We start from the raw sequence: 18,853 nt of genomic DNA on the forward strand, positions 1-18,853 counted from the left end.
TTGGAGTGTAGTGGATATGACAAAATTAGCAGTAGCAGGTGCAACAGGATTAGTAGGAAGAAAAATGTTAGAAACTATAGATCGTAAAGAAGTTCAATTTGACGAATTGGTATTATTTTCTTCAGCACGTTCAGCTGGTCAAGAAGTTGAATTTCAAGGTGAGACATACACAGTAAGAGAATTAACAGAAGATGCAGCAAATGAGGCTTTTGATTTTGTATTAATGAGTGCCGGTGGAAGTACAAGTGAGCACTTCTCCCCTATTTTTGAACAAGCAGGTGCAATAGTAATTGATAATTCTAGTCAATGGAGAATGACAGAAGGCATTGATTTAATTGTTCCAGAGGTTAATGAACCTATATTAGATCGCAAAATTATTGCTAACCCAAACTGTTCTACAATTCAATCAGTAGTGCCACTTAAATTATTACAAGAACAATATGGTTTGAAACGTGTTGCTTATACTACTTATCAAGCTGTTTCTGGTTCTGGTGTTAAAGGTAAACAAGACTTAGCAGATGGTCCAAGTGGTAAGGCGCCTGAAGCATATCCACACCCTATTTATAATAATGTATTACCTCATATTGATGTATTTCTCGAAGATGGTTATACAAAAGAAGAACAAAAAATGATTGATGAAACACGCAAAATTTTAAAAGATGATGATTTAAAAGTAACAGCGACTTGCGTTCGTGTACCAGTACAAGATAGTCATAGTGTACACATGAGTGTTACTTTAGAAAAAGATGCCACTGTAGAATCAATTCAAGAATTATTTAGTAAAGATGAGCGTGTAGTATTAATAGATGACCCTCAAAACAATGAATATCCTTTAGCAATTTATTCTACTGGTAAAGATGAAATATTTGTAGGACGTATTCGTCGTGATGAAACTTTAGATAATACTTTCCATGTATGGTGTACTTCAGACAACTTATTGAAAGGTGCAGCATTAAATGCAGTACAAATACTTGAACAAGTTATGAGTCTGAAAGGAGTAAAATAATATGAGTCATATTTTTGAAGGTGTAGGTGTTGCTTTAACAACACCATTTACCCACAATGAAGTAGATTATGATGCACTAAGAAGACATTTAAAATATTTAGTTGAAAATAATGCAAAATCGATTGTAGTTAATGGTACAACTGCAGAAAACCCAACTTTAACAGAAGATGAAAAAGAGCATATTTTAGAAGTAGTTGTGAATTATATTGATGGACGCATCCCAGTCATTGCAGGGACTGGTACAAATAATACTCAGAAATCTATTCAAGCTTCTGTTCGCGCACGAGAACTTGGAGCAGATGCAATAATGCTGATTACTCCTTATTATAATAAAACCAATCAACGTGGTTTGATTGAACACTTTACTACAATAGCCAATGCAGTTAAATTACCTGTAGTGTTATATAATGTGCCATCGCGTACAAATATGACCATTGAAGCTGAAACAGTTGAGACTTTAAGTCGCAATGAATATATTATCGCTATTAAAGATGCAACAAATGATTTCGACTATTTAAAAGAGTTGAAACAACGTCTTGATTTAGACAATTTTGCACTCTACAGTGGTAATGATGATAATGTAATTGATTATTTCGATAAAGGTGGACATGGTGTCATTTCAGTCGTTGCAAACGTTATACCAAAGGCTTTTCAAGCTCTTTATGATAATAAACAAAGTGGAAAAGATGTTGAATCACAATTCAAATCGATTCAAACAGTGTTAGATGCTTTATCTGTAGATGTAAACCCTATTCCTATTAAAGCTTTAACAGCTGTTGAAGGTTTTGGTGGTTATGAAGTGCGTTTGCCACTAGTACCGTTAGAAGACGATGATCGTAAAGTATTAGAAAGTGTATATGAACAATTTAAAGCAGGTGACAAAGCATGAAGATAGTACTTATTGGTTATGGCGCGATGAACCAACGTGTGGCAAGATTAGCTGAAGCAAAAGGACATGAAATTGTGGGCGTCATTGTAAGAGATGTAAATAAATCTTACCCCTACCCTACATTTGAACGTATCTCAGATATCCAATCAGCAGATGTAGCTATAGATTTTTCAAACCCAGAATTATTATTACCGTTATTAGATGACGATTTCAAATTACCTTTAGTTATTGCTACTACAGGAGAAAAGGAAGAAATCATTAATAAACTTAAAACGTTAAGTACACAAATGCCAGTATTTTTCAGTGCAAATATGAGTTATGGAGTGCATGCGCTTACTAAAATATTAGAAGCAGCTGTTCCCCTATTACAAGATTTTGATATTGAACTTACGGAAGCGCATCATAATAAAAAAGTAGATGCTCCAAGTGGTACACTGGTTAAACTATATGATGTTATTGAATCATTACGTGAACAATCTGTACCAATATATGATAGACATGAAAATAATGACAAGAGAACACAAGAAGAAATTGGTATTCATTCAGTTAGAGGTGGTACAATCGTTGGACAACACGATGTACTATTTGCAGGAACTGATGAAACAATTGAAATTACACATCGTGCTCAGTCAAAAGATATCTTTGCTAACGGCGCGATTGGTGCAGCAGAAAAGTTAATTCAAAAGACAAACAATTATTATACATTTGATAACCTATAAAATCTAAGGAGCGTATTTAATTATGGAACAACATTTAACGGCAGAAGAGATTATTCAATTTATAAGTGATGCAAAAAAATCAACACCACTTAAGGTATATGCAAACGGGAATTTTGAAAATGTAACCTTCCCTGAAACTTTCAAAGTATTTGGTTCAATAGATTCAAAAGTAATCTTTTGTGAAGCGGATGAGTGGAAGACATTTTATGAAGCGAATCAAACAAGTATTGAAGAATTAGAGATTGAGATGGATCGTCGTAATTCTGCGATTCCATTAAAAGATTTAACAAATACCAATGCACGTATTGAGCCAGGTGCTTTTATTCGTGAAGAAGCAGTTATTGAAGACGGCGCTGTTGTGATGATGGGTGCAACGATTAATATTGGTGCTGTGGTAGGCGAAGGGACTATGGTAGATATGAATGCTACACTAGGCGGACGTGCAACAACTGGTAAAAATGTACATGTTGGTGCTGGATCTGTGTTAGCAGGTGTTATTGAACCACCAAGTGCATCTCCAGTAATTATTGAAGATAATGTCTTGATTGGTGCTAATGCAGTCATCCTTGAAGGCGTTCGTGTTGGTGAAGGTGCAGTTGTAGCTGCAGGAGCTATTGTAACTCAAGATGTACCTGCTGGTGCAGTTGTTGCAGGCACACCTGCTAAAGTAATAAAACAAACGAGTGAAGTAGATGATTCAAAACGTGAAATCGTTTCTGCTTTAAGAAAATTAAACGACTAGATATCATTTACAATGTTTTCGTGCCATGCATGTAAAAACATTGTAAAGCAATTAATGATTAACACATATAAACATTAATATGGGAGGTTAAAGACGCGACAAAGCCTTTTTATCAGGCAGTAATTGATAATTTAAGTGTCATTTATGATGATCAATTACTTATGTCTCTGCTTAAGAAGATATATGAAATTCATTTCATATACTTGCATAAGTTGTCTTTACCTCCCAAATTTATAATATTATACATTTGAAACTATAGTTATATACATATGACTTTCATATCATAGACTAACAAAGATAAATGAATAAAATTAGAAGGATTTGATTTTAATGAATGAACTTGAATTCGTAACGAAACATAGACGTCATTTACACCAACATCCAGAATTAAGTTTACACGAATATGAAACAACAACATATATCGCTGCATTTTTAGATGAAATAGGAGTGAGTTATGAACGCCCTCTTGATACTGGTTTAATTGCTTATCTTCCTGGAAATGGTGAACATACAATTGCGTATAGAGCAGATATCGATGCCCTACCTATCAATGAAGAAAATGAAGTTGAATATAAAAGTTTGGTAGATAATGTGATGCATGCTTGTGGCCACGATGGTCATACAACGGCGCTCATGTTATTTGTGCAACGTTGTAAAGATTTGGCAGATGCCGGCACATTACCACAAAATACTGTATTTATTTTCCAACCTGCTGAAGAAACAGGTGGAGGTGCAAATCGTTTAATTCGTGCTGGAGCATTTGAAAAATATCCTATTGATGCTATATTTGGTATTCACGTTATGCCATTTGAAAATGAAGGTCAAGTTGTTATAAGAGATGAAGAGATTACTGCGAGCGCTACAGAATACAGATTCTTTTTGAATGGTCTTTCTAGTCATGTGGCGGATAAAGAACAAGGACATTCTTGCGGAGAAGCCTTACAGCATGTATTGAGTCAAGTAGGACAAATTCAACAGTACCATTTAAGTGGTTTGAAACGAAATATTGTACATATGGGACATTTTAAAGCGGGAGAAGCGATTAATACAGTTCCTAGTAACGGTTATTTAGAAGGAACCATCAGAACCTATGATGTTAAGGATTTAGAAATTGTAAAAGCGCAAATGCTGAAAATCGCAGAAAGTGTAAAATTATTGTTCAATGTGGACTGTGAAGTGAAATTTGAAGAAGGATATCCTCCTACCTATAATGATGTAAAACTAAGAAAGCATGTAGAACATGGTTTGAAAGATGCTGGGTTTGAAATTATTGATAAACCTACCCCTTACCTATTTGGAGAAGATTTTAGTTTTTATAGTCAGCTTGCACCTAGTTATTTTGTGTTTGTCGGTATACGAGATGAATCGAAAGGCTATGTTACAGGATTACATACGTCTCATTTAAATTTTAACGAACATATGCTAATTAAAGTTGCTGATTATTATGAACAAATTTTAACATCGTATAGTGAGGTGCGTGAACAATGACGGCCACTTGGTCTGTTGACACAGAAGAATTTTATAAAAATGCAGTGAATGTCGCGCAAGACAACTCAATTATGGCAGTGGTAAAAAATAATGCTTATCACTATGGATTAGAGTTTGCAGTCACTCAATTTCTACGTGCTGGTATACAAACGTTTAGCACAACTTCATTAAGAGAAGCCGTAAGAGTTCGAGAAATTGCTCCAACAGCAACAATATTTTTGATGAATGCCGTATATGATTTCGATGTAGTTAGAGACAATCACATTCATATGACTTTGCCCTCGCTCGATTTTTATTATGAACATTATGAAGCATTATATGATATTCATATACATTTAGAATTCGAGAATTTATTACATCGTTCTGGATTGAAATCTGCTGATGAAATGAGACAAGTACTTTTACATCATAGACATAATGAAAATCCTAATAAAATGATTATTGCCGGATTATGGACGCACTTTGGTTATGCGGATGAATTTGACGTACCTGATTATCATATTGAACGCACAGCATGGTTAGAAATTGTAAATACATTGCTAGATGAAGGTTACCAATTTCCAATGATACATGCACAAAATAGTGCAAGTTATTATCGTGAAGGTGGTGTGTTGCCTAATCATACACACGCACGTATTGGCATAGCGTTATACGGCTCAAGACCTTATAGTACTATAGATCATTCTATGATTAAGCAAGCTTTAACAGTTAAAGGTAATATCATTCAAATACGAGAAGTAAATGAAGGAGATTATTGTGGTTACAGTTTTGCATTTGAAGCAACACATAATCATACAAAATTAGCAGTAGTTGATGTTGGCTATGGTGATGGTATACTTAAATCAAGGGCGCAATTCGAGGCATTAATTCATGGTAAACGTTATCCTATTCGTGCATTAATGATGAGCCATATGTTTGTTGAAGTAGATGAACAAGTACATGCACAAGATGAAGTAATACTATATAATGATGATATACGTGTTGATGAGTTTACATTTAAAGGCGTGGGTGCAAATTCAGAACAATTAAGTGCGATGAACCACGACTCACTAATAAAGGAGTATAGATAAATTATGGTAATTGAATATAATAATAATGGCGAGCTCACTATGGGAGGTACGAGCCTAAAAACTGTAGCACAAAGTTTTGGTACCCCTACTATTGTATACGATGAAACGCAGATTCGTACGCAAATGAGACGTTTTCATGAGGCTTTTAAGAAGAGTGGTTTGAACTATAATATTTCGTATGCTTCTAAAGCATTTACTTGTTTGCAAATGGTCAAATTGGTCCAAGAAGAAGGCTTAGAATTAGATGTGGTCTCAGAGGGTGAGTTGTATACAGCACTGGAAGCTGGATTTGATCCTCAACATATACATTTTCATGGTAATAATAAGACGAAACACGAAATTCAATATGCTTTGGAAAGCAAAGTGGGTTATATCGTTATTGATTCTCTTGAAGAAATAGACCTTATTGATCGTTATGCTAGTGACGTTGTGAATGTTGTTATTAGGTTAAACCCTGGCGTTGAAGCACATACACATGAATTCATACAAACTGGCCAAGAAGATAGCAAATTTGGATTATCAATTAAACATGGCTTAGCAATTGAAGGTGTTCGTAAAGTTAAGAACTCTAAACGTTTGAACTTAAAAGGTGTTCATTTCCATGTAGGTTCTCAAATTGAAGGTACAGAAGCTATGATTGAAACAGCGAGATTAGTTATTCAATGGCTCAAAGAAAATGATATTGAAGTTGAACTTATTAATTTAGGTGGTGGCTTTAGTATAAAATATGTTGAAGGTGATGTCAGCTTCCCTATCGAAGATGGTATTGCTGAAATTACAGAAGCTATAATATCGATTGCTAAAGAAACAGGTTTCCCTATTCCTGAAATAGGTATTGAACCCGGACGCTCAATAGTTGGTGAAGCTGGTATTACTTTGTATGAGGTTGGAACGATTAAAACCATACCGAACGTGAACAAATATGTTTCGATTGATGGTGGTATGAGTGATCATATTCGTACTTCGCTTTATGATGCGAAATATGAAGCGCTACTCGTTAATAGAAATGATCAAGCGGATGAAACAGTTACAATTGCTGGTAAATTGTGCGAATCTGGAGATATTATTATTAAAGATGCTAAGTTACCAAGCACTGTTAAACGTGGAGATTATTTAGCAATATTATCTACAGGCGCTTATCATTATTCTATGGCTTCAAATTACAATCAAATGCAGAAACCTTCTGTATTTTTCTTGAAAGATGGTAAAGCACGTGAAGTTATTAAACGTCAATCTTTACGACAACTCATTATTAATGATACAAAATAAGTGAATATAAATTAAAACCCGATTAACTATAAAAGTTAATCGGGTTTTATTATATGTATATATTTAATTGGATTATTTTATATAGTACATCTATGGCTATTATTGGAGCTTCTGTTACAGTATTGAAAGCATACCCATAAGTAAAGCGACTTACTTAAAAAGTAAATCGCTTTACAAAAAAGAACCTTTAACAAGGTTCTTTAAATAGTCAATATTTCAATTTATAATTATAGTTTAGCAACGTTTGCAGCTTGAGGACCGCGGTCGCCTTCAACTACTTCAAATTCAACTGATTGACCTTCTTCTAATGATTTGTAACCTTCTTGGTTAATTGCTGAGAAGTGTACGAATACATCGTTTTCTCCTTCAACTTCGATAAAACCAAAACCTTTTTCAGCGTTAAACCATTTTACTGTACCTTGTTTCATAAGTGTGAAACCTCCAAGACTAAAATTCATTCAATATGCGTTATTCGCATATTACAAAAAATACAATTATTCATACGAATCTTGAATTACAATATCCTTTGCAATATGGAATAAAACAATTGCTTAATTAGAAGTATACTACATTTTAATGGAAATTGCAATATAAATCTGAAAAAACAATTTATTTAATATTTGGTAAATCATAATATACTTCATTATTATTTAAAACAATAAAACTATAGAATATTTGCAAATCTTCATCGCAGTCTTCACAAAAACCTAGTTCACAATTGTTATAAAATGCATGAATATTGTGTTTACCTATTAAGAAATTATCATATTGATTCTTACTTTTTGAAATTAGCGATTGATATTGATTTAACATTTCTTCATAAGTTTCAAAATCATACTGTTCGACAATATGATCTGTCCAATCACTAAATAACCACCAGCCCTCGTAGTCAGCTCGAATTTTTGCAACTGTCCACATGTTTGTTTCACCCTTTCATAGTTAACTCAAAATGAATTTTAAGACATAGCGGTAGTGTCTTATATTTTAAGTAAATAGAACAAGTCGATCATACCTATGTATGCAATACATACAAAATCATCTAATTAATTCCCCCATGTTTTAATTAGAGATAAATAAAAACGATTTATAGATTTCCTATAATTTTATTAGAGTCGCACAATTTGCCTATGTGTAATATTTTAACTAGATAATATACAAAATCAAGTTATCCGTCTCATACTTTTGGCCTATAGACAATTCATCTTTAAACTCAAATATTAGTTTTGTAGCGTGAAATTTCGTATAATGTTAATTAAGAGGTGATTATATGCAATGTAAACACATTAAAATATTTGGGATGGTACAGGGAGTTGGATTTAGATATTATACGGAAAAAATTGCTCGAAAGTATAATATAGTAGGTACTGTTGAAAATATTGATAATTATGTTGACATTTACGCTCAAGGTGATGAAGCGTCACTAGGACAATTTATTACAGCAGTTACTGATGGCGCATCTCCTGCATCACACGTTGAAGATTATGCAATAGAAGAAATTAACGTTGATCATTCATGGAAAAAATTCAAAACAATATAAAGGAAGATGAAATTGAGATATAATATTTCTCGTATATTTGGGACAATCACTGCTTTTCCAGCAGCTGTTATTGCTTGGTTTGTAAGTGTATATGCTTTAGATATATATATGCTTTTTGACCTAGCTATTTCGGCAGGAACATTTTTAGTGTTTTACTTCCCTACCCAACGTCTAACTTCTAGAAAATACTTGAATGAAATTGGTTTATCGCGCCGAGATTATCATTTTGTAAATAGTCAATTGAATAGTGCCCAAGATAAGAACAGAAGAATTATGAAGTCATTTGTTAAGGTGAGATCGATTAAAGATTTTAGACAAGTGAATGATATATACCGTATTTCACGTGCAATATACTTTGCCGTAAAACAACAACCTTCTTCGTTTTTTAAAGTTGAAAGTTTCTTCTATTCCCATATTGATAATGCACTAAATTTAATTGAATCATATACGAGGTTATCTAAATCACCTAAAAAGTCTAAAGAAGAGAAGCAAAAACTTGAGCAAACACGCATTACTTTAGATGAGGTTAAGAGAACTTTAGTTGCTGATTTGAAAAGGATAAACGCTGAAGATTATAGCAAGTTAGACATTGAGATGGAATTAAACAAAATGGAGCAAAAAAGACGTAAGTAATTAAGTATTATGAATGGAATGGAGTGGAATTGAATGAGTAGAGAACAAGACATTATAAATTCTCACCCATTGGACAAATATATTGATGAAGCATCAGCCGACAAAACTGATATCATCAACAAGACAAAACAATTTTCACAAGAAGATCAAAAGAAAATTGATCAGATTAGTGGAGAGATAAAACCAATGGATAATGATAGTTTATTGAATTATGGTACTCAAGCACAATCGAGTATGTCTCAATTCTCACATCGTATTTTAAACGAAGTGAAAACGACAGACGTGGGACCTGTCGGGGAATCACTTAATGGTTTAATGAGTAAATTAAAATCAGTGAATCCAGAAGAACTTAATCCGGAAAATCAATCAAAATTAAAACGCATATTTAGACGAACAAAAGCTTCTGTCAATGAGGTGTTCTCTAAAATGCAATCTGTCGGTTCACAAATCGATCGGATCTCGATTGAATTAGATAAGCACAAAAACAACTTAACAAAAGACGTTGAAATGCTTGATGAACTTTATGATAAGAATAAAGACTACTTTGATGAATTATCAATATACATTGAAGCAGCTAAAAAGAAACAATTTGAGTTACAAAAAGAAGAAATTCCAAAGTTAAGAGAAAAAGCTAAAGCTTCTGGAAATCAAATGGATGTCCAAGCTGCTTCAGATATGGAACAATTCATAGATCGTTTAGATAAGCGAATATATGATTTACAACTTTCAAGACAAATTGCAATTCAAACAGCGCCTCAAATTCGTATGATACAGAATGTTAATCAAGCCTTAGCCGAAAAAATTCAAAGTTCTATACTAACGAGTATTCCTTTGTGGAAAAATCAAATGTCTATCGCATTAACATTAATGAGACAAAGAAGTGCTGTTTCAGCTCAAAAAGCAGTTACTGATACAACAAATGATTTATTGTTAAAAAACTCAGAGCTATTAAAACAAAATGCACTGGAAACAGCAACTGAAAACGAGCGTGGTGTCGTAGATATTGAGACATTAAAAACAACGCAAAATGATATTATTGAAACAATTGAGCAAACACTTAGAATACAAGAGCAAGGTAGAAATAAACGTAAACAAGCTGAATCAGAACTTAATAATTTAGAAACTGAATTACAACAACAATTACTAGAAATGAAAGAAAAATAAGGAACACTCACTGTTTAACAGTAAAAGAAAAGGATGCATCTACTTTTATTAGTAGACGCATCCTTTTCTTTGTATTTATTGAACTGCTTTTATAAAAGTACTCTCGGCTCAAGATAGGTTTGTTTATAATTAATAAACTACAAGTTTCCCTTCATATTTATCATCAGATATGCACAAATTCATAATAATTCACATGAAAAAAGTACATCCTCATTTTAAATGAAGATGTACTTTTATTTTCAGTGATGTGCCTATATTACTGAACCGCAGCAAATAAAATAATAAACTACTTCTTTTTAATCTTTTTCATACACAATTGGAGATTGATGTTTCACAAGTACAGCAACAATATAACCTACTATAGTGAATACGACTGCAATTGGGAACCATTCAAGAGAATATTGTTTTAAAGGCAAGCTATCAATAAAGCTCATTTTAATCCAACCTTGAGTATGAATGACACTTAAGATTGATACGATAGTTACTACGGCTACCGGTATTTGCTGTGCGATTGGTTTTGTAGGTACAAAACGTGCAATTAATATCAATAATACCGAAGTAATCGCTATAGGATAAACAATGCTTAGTACTGGTACTGACATTGTAATTACTGAATTTAATCCTTGGTTAGCTAATATAAAGCTGATTAAAGTGAAAATGACTACATATACTTTATAAGAGATTTTCGGGAAAATTCTATGGAAGTATTCTGCGACAGAAACGACTAAGCCACATGCAGTTGTTAAACATGCAAGCGCAACAATAATACCTAGTAGATACTTGCCCAAGGTACCAAATCCTACACTTGCTACAGTCGTTAATAAGTAAGTGCCGATATTTTGATCATTTGCTGTTAAACTATCTATCTTGTCTTGAGATACTGCCATATGATTTCCAATATAGCCTAGTGAAACATATATAAATAATAAAGCAACAGCTGCAATAATTCCTGCAATAAACGTTTGTTTGAAAATTTGGTTCGCATGTGTAATTCCAGTAGCTTTCACCGCATTTACAACAATCATTGAGAATGCAATAGCTGCAATTGCATCCATTGTTAAGTAACCATTTGTAAAGCCTTGTGAAAAGCCTGTAAACCCAGAAGTAAATGCATCAGTAGCTTGACTATGATCATTACCACCAAAATCAACAAATCCTTTAACAATCATTGCTAATATTGTTATAAGTAATAACGGTGTTAAAAGCGAACCAATGCGATCAACCATTTTGTTAGGATTGATACATAAATATAATACAATCAAAAAGTAAATAACTGTAAATATAAATAATGCTAAATTACTATTAGTGTGTGCAATTGGTGTGACTGTCATTTCAAAAGACGTTGAAGCAGTACGTGGAATTGCAAACAATGGGCCAATTGTAAGATATATAATTATTAAAAATATTACTGAGAATTTCGGTGATATTTTATTTAACGACCCAATATAACCTTGTTTATCTAATGCGCCTACGACTACACCTAATAATGGTAATCCTATACCAGTAAGTGCAAAAGCTAAGATAGACGGCCAGAAATATTGACCACTCTCTAAACCTAAATTTGGTGGGAATATAAGGTTTCCAGCGCCAAAGAACATCGCGAATAATGTAAAACCTATAATCCATGTATTTTTATTCATTTGTCTTTCTCCTTCTAACCTATAAAATAGTATCATCTATTCTATCACGCTTTATTAGATTTAGTCTATATAAATTTCAGAATATTTAAATATATGGTGGTTTGTTTATAAAAAACAGCCTATTTAAAATGATTTTAATAAAAGTTTTTTTAATAAAGGAGATAATAGATTCGGGAGATTTTCTACACCTTCTACAAAAATAGAGTATTGTCCATAAATATTATGAATGGTTTGTTCAATATCTTCAGTGATTGCTTCTTGGCTTAGAAACACATTAAATACTTCTATACCCATTTTTCTGGCTGTTTCTACAGCTTCATAAGTGTCTAAGATACCATCTTGACTATAGTTATAAGCAGAAGGTTCTCCATCTGAAAAGACGATTAAAAAGCGTTGGTTATGTGAACGACGCATTAACCGATCACTGCCAATTCTAATTGCTACACCATCCCGATTATCATCTTGGGGCTCTAATGCCATAATACGCGGTCCATCTTTATCAAATGTTGAATGATCATAAGCAATGATTTCATCAATAACATTAGGCTGCTTGGTGTCATCGGCATCAAAGGCATCTTCATTGAAAGCTAATATTTCATGTTTTACATTTAATGATTTTAAGGTTTCGTGGAAAAGTACAACGCCTTTGATTGTTTCTTCCATCTTATCTTGCATACTTGCTGAAGCATCTACTAATAACGTAAATGTAGCATCAAAGGTCTGACTCAAGTCTTGTTTTTTATAAAACAATTTATATTGATCATCAATAAACCAATTGAGTAAGTTTTTCTGCAATCTACCTTTAGTAAGGTTACGACGTTTATCTTGGTATTCTCTATCTATTGTTTTTTTTATGATTTGTATTAAATCTTTAATTTCAAATTGTACTTCAGATTCTACCTTATGGTAGTCGATGATATAGTTTGGTTGAATATCTGGTCTATTCCATTTGATTTCAACATTTTGGTTAATCCCTTTTAGCGCGAAAGCTTGATTAAGACCGACAGAACCACCTTCATCATTCTCTACATTATCAGTAGACCCTTTCCCCTTTTTGGTTTGCATATCAGTCATGTCATCACTCGCATCACCATCACGCGCAGTGTCATTATCACTCATGACATCACTATTTTCTCCTTCATGCAATTCCATTTCTAGGTAAGCACCACCTTCTGATGCGCTATCTTGATTATTAGACTCTATTTCTTCGCTTACCACTGCTTCATCTTTTTGTTCTTCAGATTGTCCATCTGAATTACTTGCATCTGTTCTCGTGATATCTTCAAAACTAAGTTCCTGTATTGCTTCATAAACTTTCTTCGGTAAATGATAATATTCATTCAACATATCTTCTTTTAAAATGTCATCGATTTGGAACATTATACGCTCAGCTAAATACATATTATCTTCAGAAGATTCGTTGTAGAAAAAGTTTGGAAGATATTGATACATATGAATAAGCACATCATCAATTTGATGATGTATTTGAGGAACATCATAGAAATCTTCTTTTAGAAAAGATTTTTCAAGGTATAAAAATAATAAGTCTGTAAATGTGGCCTTTGTTTTATACACATTAATCTGAGTTTGAGTAAAGTTAAGCCTAGTTTCATTCCTCAATTTTAGAGCATTTGCTGTAGAAGGTCGAGATGTCATAATAGCATTCAAAACACGTTTATCTTCTAGTAATTTAAATAATTGTTGGAAGAATTTAGGATGCTTAAATTCATTATTATGGATGACCTTATTCACCACTTTTTCATCCATCATATGGTAGCCATAAGCAGCGAGCATCACATCGGATTTCAACCCTATAGTTTCTAATGATTTGTTTCTATGAGACCAAAATGCACTTGTCACCAACGTATTATTGATAGGATCGTAATAAGGGAATTTTTGTATTTTCACTTGTGTTTGTTCATTTTTTAGTAATAGACGAGCAAGATCTTGTAGCATCATTACCTGTTTAGCGTCTAACTGCTCATCATTAAATTTTATAAAACGATCACTCATAATAATTATCCCTCACTAAAAATTTAATTCAACCGCATTTAAAATGGCTTGTTGTTCGCGTTCATCTTCTAATTTATCAATAATTGTACGCTTAATTGCGCGTTCAATCGGCATAATTGTTGCTAGATCACTTAAATCTATTAATGCACGAATACTTGCTGCTTCTTCTGAAATTTGACCTTGCTTAGTCATCGTACGTAAATCTTCGTTGAATTTTATAATTGTTTTGATGAGTGATTCATCTTGTAATTGACTTTGATTTTTGATAACTTCACTTAAAATATCACCATCGATATAATCAACTTGAATAACTACGAAACGGTTTTTTAAAGCTTCGTTCATAGGTAATGTACCAATGTATCCTTCGTTAATGGCTGCGATAACATTAAATCCTGGCGCTGCATTGACAACTTCTCCAGTAAAAGGATTTGTTAATTTTCTACGGTAATCTAACACTCCATTTAAAATTGGCAATGTTTCAGGTTTAGCCATATTTATTTCATCAATATACAAAATATGCCCTTCCTTCATTGCTTGTATAACAGGCCCATCAATAAATACGATTTCTTGCGAACCATTTGCATTTGTTTGTATTGTTTTAAAACCAAGTAAGCTTTCTGCATCTAAATCAACTGAACAATTGACTTGATGCATTGGACGTTTTAATGTTTCGCTTAGCGTTTCAGCTAATTTTGTTTTTCCGGATCCAGTTGGTCCTTTGAGTAAAATATTCTTATTTAACTGCATTAGTGATCGAGCATCATTAAAAACAGTTTCATCTTTATTAATATATTGTGCATGCGTCATTATAATTCGCTCCTTAGTCAATTTAAATAGTGTATATTATTTTTGATGCCATTAAAAATAGACTGGGACAACGATACAATATCATATTATGTCCTAGTCTTATTTATATAGAGATGTATTTAAATTATACTTCTTTAAAATATTCTTTGTAATAGCCACCAACAAGGCCAGAATTATCGATAATCTGATAATATTCTTCTGTCTCATTAATCACATCATATTGTTTTCCAACCGTTAGCATATCAGATACTTTGAATTTTTTAGCATCTGTGTGTACTACTTCTACTTTCTTTACGGGTGTATTTGTCTTCCATGTTTCATGTAACATATATGAAAATCCTCTCTTTACTCATTGTTTTCTAAGGTTAATATAAATGTAAGACCACTATGTTCAGTGATACGTAATGATTTTTCACCATCTTGGTCTAAAGTTTGATAAGCAATCCCGATAACTTCAAGTTGTTGTATTGCGTTTTGGAATTGCGCTTTAGATTCAGTAGCAAACTCAATTTGTTCAACAATACCATGTTCCGGCATTTTTATGGGTTCTTCAGTGGCATAAATATGCAATTCTCCACCAAGTCCACCCTCGCCTATACGAAATACTTGAACTTTATAGTTTGCATCTGCATTTGGCGAATATTCTGCAAAAAGTGTGAGATCAAAAACTTTACTTAATATGGATTGAGTTAATAAAAGCTCGTTTACTTTAAGTAAAACTGGACCTAAACCTTGAATTTGGTGAAGTGGGTTAACAGTACTTTCCAGCGAAGGCATACCTAATGGGGCTCCAATATTATGCTCATTAGAAAAAATGTTGAAATATTGATCATTTTGATCGGTAAAATCAAAATATTTATGGCCATTTAAATCTGTTATAGATCCATGCTCAATTTGATGTTGATCTAAAATAGACTTGTACTCATCCAATCCTTCATCACTTGGTACGCGTAAGCCAATATTTTCAATGTGGTTATTAGTATTTGTATAGTTAGGAATTTCTACAAAATGTAAACGTGTACCAGAGCTTAAGTCAGCATCTCCAAAACGTAGCGCTTGTCCCTTGTTTGCTACATTGAGTCCTAATACATCTTTAAATAAATTTTTAGTTTTTTCTAAATCATTTGTCCCTGTGGTAACACTTCTTAGACCATTCATTATATTAACCCCTCTATCTTGTCTTTTCAACCTATTATAACGTATTTGCCCAGTTATTTGTATGATGAAGTTTATTATAGATAATAGTTTCACAAAATTATGACTAATATGCATTGGATATGGTAAACAAATGTATTAAAATAAAGATATATGAGAAGTTATTATTTTTAATACACATATAAAAATAGATTTATTTAAATTTTTGAAGGAGGTTTTGATGATGTCTAGTACTTGGGTCTTATTTGGACTAACTGTATTAATAACGGTATATTCAGGCATTACATTTTTTTCAAATCTGAATAGCAAAACTAAACAGAATGAAGCGAGTTCAGCGAGTAAAAAGAAAAATAATATATATGGTATTATTTTTCTCGTGTTTTTAATCATCGCTATTATTGAGCTGTTTGTATTTATTGCTTAGTATTAAGGTTCATCAGTTTTAAATATTAAAAAACAAGCGCTGTCTACGACTAATATCATTGTAGATAGCGCTTGTTTTTATTATAAATAATATATCAAAGCCATTACTAAACTATAATCATTAACTACTTTTTTTAAATAAGTAGTTAATGATTATAAATGCAATAACAATATAGATGACTGTATAGGAACAGGACAATATAAAGTTTACGTTGAGCATGTATAGTGTGTCTGAGTTCAAGAGGTTCATTATATTATTAATCGGTGGAAATATCCATAATAGCCATTGAGCGACTGGCACTTTATCAATAATCATTTCTTTTGTTAAAATAATAATAATAATAAAAATTGTAAATAACCAAGTATATTTTTTGTTAGCAATAGATGTGTTAGTAACAAAGGCACCCAATAGAATACCCAATGCACTTAATATAATATGTATGACGATACCAATGAACAATAAGTTAACTGTTACATGTTTATCAAAAACACCAACGATGATGGGATATAACAATGTTAAACAGATTAAGATGAAACTAAATAAAAATTGATAAATCATTTTAATCATTAAGTATCGTGTTTTGGTTTTCAGGTGAACGTACAATATATGTCGCTCATTTAGTGTATCTCTATTGAAATTGATAATAGAAATCCAAGTCATTGCTAAAAATAAAAGAATAGCGGTAGAGCCAAAACTGGATAAAACAGTGATATTTTTATATATATAAATACCTACCAGGCATAAAATATATATGAATACAGGAGCTATAAAAGCATATGATTTTAGAAACTTTGAATTTTCATATTTTAAGAAAGAATATAGCATATTATATGTCCTTTACTTCGATAATATCAAAATTATCGTTTATTAATTTTTGAATTACAGTGTTACTTTGAGATTGATAAACTTTAATCATTAATCTATTATTTTCATCACTATTAACACTCTGTATTAAATTCTGTATGTCTGGATGCAATGATTTATGATTAGGAATAGTTATTAACTTTAAGGCTTCCGTCGTTGTAATCCTATTAAATGAATGATCATCTAAATTTAGTGTATGTGTAACAGTTGAATTTTCAATATTATGATCATGTGCTGTTAAAATAATTGTTTTAGTCTTTGACAACACTTTCAAATGATCTATCAAGCGTTTTTCAGAATCGTAATCTAACCCAGAAAATGGTTCGTCTAAAATGATGATCTTAGCATCTGTTAACAAGCATTGTATAATATTCACTTTTTGTAATGATCCTTTTGACAGCTGGTGTAATGGTTTGTTTTGGAAATGCGTTAAATTTAATAAGTCTAAATAAAAACTCATTTTATCAATATTATTATTATTATTATTATTGGCGTTTAATTTATTCATATAACTGAGAAATGCTTGAACTGTTAGCTTAATGTTTTGGGGAAACATATCAGGGGCATAACTCAGTGAATGATGAACAGAAATCTTACCATTATTTGGTGCCATTAAGTTTGCGATCATTTTCAATGTTAAACTTTTCCCTACACCATTTTTTCCCTTTATTAAAGTAATTGAATGCTCAGGTATGTTAAATGAAAGTTTATTAATTATTAAGTTAGTACCTAGGCTTTTTGAAATATTTTCAGCTTCTACAGCAACATTCACAATGTATCATTCCTTTTATTCATTGATTTATTCTGTCATTTTTCGATAAATGAGTTGAACCACACCACTTTTATAAGTATGTGTATGGTGTAAAGCGATATTAAAACGATGATCTATATTTTCGAATAAAGGTTTTCCGTCACCTAAGATTGTTGGGTGTATAGATAAGCGATATTCATCAATAAGATTATGATTAATAAAAGCAGTAATAATACTTGATCCACCATATAACCAAATATCTTTATCGTGAGACTGTTTGATTTTATTTACTGACTTGATGATGTCTCCATTTAAAAATTGTGTGTTTTTGTCATTTGCTAAAGACTGATGTGTAAATACATATTTATCTTTACTATGAATGTGTTTCCACATTACACTATCTCCATTTGAAATATCGTGAGTATCAGGTGTATATGTCCCCCACAAGTCATAGCTTTTTCTGCCATATATAATTGCATCAACTTGATTTAAAAAACCTATAAAATCCATCTCTGGTTCCATGATACACCAATCTACTTCACCGTTTGGTCCTTCAATATAGCCATCTAACGTTACAGCAAGATCCAAAATTACTTTGTTAGTAGAGTTCATGTAAATCCCCCTTATTTAAATCACTTTACATTTATTGTATTGAAGCTTAATTAAAAATACAATAAATATA

Annotated in this window: 21 protein-coding genes; 11 read left to right on the forward strand and 10 right to left on the reverse strand. The window is 32.1% G+C overall.

All coding sequences use genetic code 11. The annotated features are described in order from the left end of the window. Positions 1-16: 16 nt before the first annotated feature. The 7 genes from BK821_RS09040 to lysA all read left to right on the forward strand — a co-directional run bounded on the left by BK821_RS09040 (position 17) and on the right by lysA (position 7,183). The gene (locus BK821_RS09040; protein WP_046837452.1) at positions 17-1,006 is read left to right on the forward strand and encodes an aspartate-semialdehyde dehydrogenase; all 990 of its coding nucleotides are present in this window, start codon (positions 17-19) and stop codon (positions 1,004-1,006) included. Position 1,007: 1 nt separating this feature from the next. Next, entirely contained in the window at positions 1,008-1,895 is an 888-nt protein-coding gene (dapA, locus tag BK821_RS09045) for a 4-hydroxy-tetrahydrodipicolinate synthase (protein WP_046837451.1), read from the forward strand. Then, positions 1,892-2,614 carry a 4-hydroxy-tetrahydrodipicolinate reductase gene (gene dapB / locus BK821_RS09050; RefSeq protein ID WP_046837450.1) on the forward strand — a complete coding sequence of 241 codons (723 nt, stop codon included), beginning with the start codon at positions 1,892-1,894 and terminating at the stop codon, positions 2,612-2,614. Before dapA ends, dapB begins: the two co-directional genes overlap by 4 nt. A gap of 22 nt (positions 2,615-2,636) precedes the next feature. Continuing rightward, complete coding sequence (dapD, locus tag BK821_RS09055) at positions 2,637-3,356, forward strand: 2,3,4,5-tetrahydropyridine-2,6-dicarboxylate N-acetyltransferase (protein ID WP_046837449.1); 720 nt, start codon at positions 2,637-2,639, stop codon at positions 3,354-3,356. A gap of 330 nt (positions 3,357-3,686) precedes the next feature. Further along, complete coding sequence (locus BK821_RS09060) at positions 3,687-4,844, forward strand: amidohydrolase (RefSeq protein ID WP_046837448.1); 1,158 nt, start codon at positions 3,687-3,689, stop codon at positions 4,842-4,844. Next, on the forward strand, positions 4,841-5,914 hold the full coding sequence (locus tag BK821_RS09065) for an alanine racemase (RefSeq protein ID WP_046837447.1): 1,074 nt from the start codon (positions 4,841-4,843) through the stop codon (positions 5,912-5,914). Before BK821_RS09060 ends, BK821_RS09065 begins: the two co-directional genes overlap by 4 nt. Before the next feature lie 3 nt (positions 5,915-5,917). Continuing rightward, the gene (lysA, locus tag BK821_RS09070; protein ID WP_046837446.1) at positions 5,918-7,183 is read left to right on the forward strand and encodes a diaminopimelate decarboxylase; all 1,266 of its coding nucleotides are present in this window, start codon (positions 5,918-5,920) and stop codon (positions 7,181-7,183) included. Positions 7,184-7,410: 227 nt separating this feature from the next. Here the strand turns inward: lysA and cspA are convergent, their stop codons facing one another. Continuing rightward, entirely contained in the window at positions 7,411-7,611 is a 201-nt protein-coding gene (cspA, locus tag BK821_RS09075; RefSeq protein WP_002507639.1) for a cold shock protein CspA, read from the reverse strand. A 181-nt stretch (positions 7,612-7,792) separates the two neighbouring features. Next, positions 7,793-8,101 carry a regulatory protein MsaA gene (msaA, locus tag BK821_RS09080; protein WP_046837445.1) on the reverse strand — a complete coding sequence of 103 codons (309 nt, stop codon included), beginning with the start codon at positions 8,099-8,101 and terminating at the stop codon, positions 7,793-7,795. Positions 8,102-8,450: 349 nt separating this feature from the next. On the opposite strand from msaA, the gene BK821_RS09085 reads away from it, so the two are divergent. The 3 genes from BK821_RS09085 to BK821_RS09095 are packed head-to-tail and all read left to right on the forward strand — an operon-like array spanning position 8,451 to position 10,517. Beyond that, entirely contained in the window at positions 8,451-8,720 is a 270-nt protein-coding gene (locus BK821_RS09085) for an acylphosphatase (protein ID WP_046837444.1), read from the forward strand. 12 nt (positions 8,721-8,732) lie between these two features. Continuing rightward, positions 8,733-9,353, forward strand: coding sequence for a 5-bromo-4-chloroindolyl phosphate hydrolysis family protein (locus BK821_RS09090; RefSeq protein ID WP_071331581.1), 621 nt, complete (start codon positions 8,733-8,735; stop codon positions 9,351-9,353). Between the two features lie 33 nt (positions 9,354-9,386). Beyond that, a complete protein-coding gene (locus tag BK821_RS09095; protein ID WP_046837442.1) occupies positions 9,387-10,517 on the forward strand; it encodes a toxic anion resistance protein in 1,131 nt (376 codons plus the stop codon). Between the two features lie 296 nt (positions 10,518-10,813). Here the strand turns inward: BK821_RS09095 and brnQ3 are convergent, their stop codons facing one another. From brnQ3 to BK821_RS09120, 5 genes are all read right to left on the reverse strand, one after another. Beyond that, entirely contained in the window at positions 10,814-12,157 is a 1,344-nt protein-coding gene (gene brnQ3 / locus BK821_RS09100) for a branched-chain amino acid-like transporter carrier protein BrnQ3 (RefSeq protein WP_046837441.1), read from the reverse strand. 123 nt (positions 12,158-12,280) lie between these two features. Beyond that, the gene (locus BK821_RS09105; RefSeq protein ID WP_071331582.1) at positions 12,281-14,170 is read right to left on the reverse strand and encodes a vWA domain-containing protein; all 1,890 of its coding nucleotides are present in this window, start codon (positions 14,168-14,170) and stop codon (positions 12,281-12,283) included. A 15-nt stretch (positions 14,171-14,185) separates the two neighbouring features. Beyond that, entirely contained in the window at positions 14,186-14,977 is a 792-nt protein-coding gene (locus BK821_RS09110; protein ID WP_046837439.1) for an ATP-binding protein, read from the reverse strand. A 124-nt stretch (positions 14,978-15,101) separates the two neighbouring features. Beyond that, entirely contained in the window at positions 15,102-15,305 is a 204-nt protein-coding gene (locus tag BK821_RS09115; RefSeq protein WP_046837438.1) for a DUF6501 family protein, read from the reverse strand. A gap of 17 nt (positions 15,306-15,322) precedes the next feature. Then, entirely contained in the window at positions 15,323-16,135 is an 813-nt protein-coding gene (locus tag BK821_RS09120) for a VOC family protein (RefSeq protein WP_071331583.1), read from the reverse strand. A 220-nt stretch (positions 16,136-16,355) separates the two neighbouring features. On the opposite strand from BK821_RS09120, the gene BK821_RS09125 reads away from it, so the two are divergent. Beyond that, positions 16,356-16,556 (forward strand): hypothetical protein, encoded by a 201-nt coding sequence (locus tag BK821_RS09125; RefSeq protein ID WP_046837436.1) that lies wholly within the window; start codon positions 16,356-16,358, stop codon positions 16,554-16,556. A 120-nt stretch (positions 16,557-16,676) separates the two neighbouring features. On the opposite strand, the gene BK821_RS13635 is transcribed toward BK821_RS09125, so the two are convergent. From BK821_RS13635 to BK821_RS09140, 3 genes are all read right to left on the reverse strand, one after another. Then, positions 16,677-17,123, reverse strand: coding sequence for a hypothetical protein (locus BK821_RS13635; protein ID WP_169922582.1), 447 nt, complete (start codon positions 17,121-17,123; stop codon positions 16,677-16,679). Between the two features lie 259 nt (positions 17,124-17,382). Continuing rightward, positions 17,383-18,192, reverse strand: coding sequence for an ATP-binding cassette domain-containing protein (locus BK821_RS09135; protein WP_071331584.1), 810 nt, complete (start codon positions 18,190-18,192; stop codon positions 17,383-17,385). A 27-nt stretch (positions 18,193-18,219) separates the two neighbouring features. Beyond that, positions 18,220-18,783, reverse strand: a complete 564-nt coding sequence (locus BK821_RS09140; protein WP_046837433.1) for a dihydrofolate reductase family protein — start codon at positions 18,781-18,783, stop codon at positions 18,220-18,222. Positions 18,784-18,853 lie beyond the last annotated feature (70 nt).

The sequence above is a fragment of the Staphylococcus sp. LCT-H4 genome (assembly GCF_001866145.1).
Classification (GTDB): Bacteria; Bacillota; Bacilli; order Staphylococcales; family Staphylococcaceae; genus Staphylococcus; species Staphylococcus succinus.